At 25.8% G+C, this 1,532-nt stretch carries 1 protein-coding gene; it reads left to right on the top strand.

Going from position 1 to position 1,532, the window contains the following annotated elements; translation table 11 throughout:
* The first annotated feature begins 152 nt into the window (after nt 1-152).
* On the top strand, nt 153-1,217 hold the full coding sequence (locus tag WH267_RS25025) for a hypothetical protein (protein WP_340011710.1): 1,065 nt from the start codon (nt 153-155) through the stop codon (nt 1,215-1,217).
* Nucleotides 1,218-1,532 lie beyond the last annotated feature (315 nt).

Below are 1,532 nucleotides of genomic sequence, written 5' to 3'. Positions count from 1 at the left end.
ATTTTAAATAATTCTTTATGCGAAAGCTATTTATTCTATAATAAAAAAGATACAATAAACTTTGATGCTTATAGAAATATTGTAATAAATTTTTATTGGTAAATAAAAATTTATTACAATATTTTTTAACTACAAATTAGAATTACAGACAAATGATAAACAAAGGTTTTAAAATAATAATTAAGCAAGAATATGTACAGCACACACAAGATAAAATGAAAGCATTTCAAGGGCTATTCATTTTTTTAATACTAATACCTTGGAATTATAAAGGACAAGAAAAAATCGCTGTGATTAATCTTTCTGAAAAAGAGCAAAAAATAATAGCCAAAGCTTATGATAATAAAACATTTGAGCTAAAATCAATAACAAAAATAGATTCAGCTAAGAAAAAAAAAGAATTTTCTGATTTTTTGGGAAATTTCGCCCTTTCCAAAAAGGAAATATTTTTATATGATGAAGAAAATAGGTTGTTGAACTTAAAAAGATACATTTACAATAGTGAAATAAAGAATTTTTTAAAATTATCTGCCCATGAAAAATATACTTATGGTGAGAAGGTAATGAAAATAAGTAAAAGTGTTTGGAAAAAAAATGATATTTATAAAGTCTCCAGAATTGAAAATTATGATAATGATAATAGGGTTGTAAATATTGAGGAAAAATCCTATAAAGTAGGTGAGAAAGATACAATTTTATCACGTGAAAATTACAAATATACCTTGGACAAAGTTCACAATAGTATAACTCAATGCAAAGAAGAATACCTCAGTTCAAGCTCCCCTAGTACTTTTAAAACCTGTGTGACAGATTATTATAAAGACGAACAAATTTATAAAAGCACAGTTGGAGGAACAACCTATTATAAGTACGATGATAAAAAAAGGTTAATTGAAAAAAATGAATTTACTGAATCAGGAAAGCAGGTATTTCAATACTTATATTTATATGATGATAATAAAAAAAGTATGGAGTTTCATACATATCGATTTGAGGATTCAAAGTTTTTAGTACGTAAGGAACAAACATTCTATAATGAAAAGGGGTTAATTAAAGAAATACTATACTTTGGCATGAGTGAAAATGACAAAATGCTTCCTGAAAAAGCAGTATTATTTTTTTATAATGTGAATGATAACAAAAATATGATTGTCGAAATAGCTTCAAAAAACTTTAAATCTAAGATACCTGAGCCTCCAATGTCAAGTAGTTTATGAAACCTAGAAATATCACTGAACTGATAGACTATTTTAAATCAAAAAATTTAAAATATAGAATAGTTAGAAACGTTGATCCATTAGCAAATGTACAGGATTACTTTAGATTCAAATTTTTGTAAAAGTCAACTTTATTATAAGCAGAGCGATACCATAAATGATTTTCCTCGAATTATAACAGATTTATCCAGATAGAAAATGCTATTGAATCTTATAACATAGTAATCAATCGTGTAAAAAATTACTTGATACATACTTTAAAAGAACAATACCTTACCCAAGAAATAAAACTCAAATCGGCGGCCTCTTCGAGGC

Source organism: Chryseobacterium sp. MYb328 (assembly GCF_037572595.1).
GTDB classification, from domain to species: Bacteria; Bacteroidota; Bacteroidia; order Flavobacteriales; family Weeksellaceae; genus Chryseobacterium; species Chryseobacterium pennae.
The sequence above is the reverse complement of the archived record's forward strand: the minus strand, read 5'-3'. Positions and strand labels throughout refer to the sequence as shown.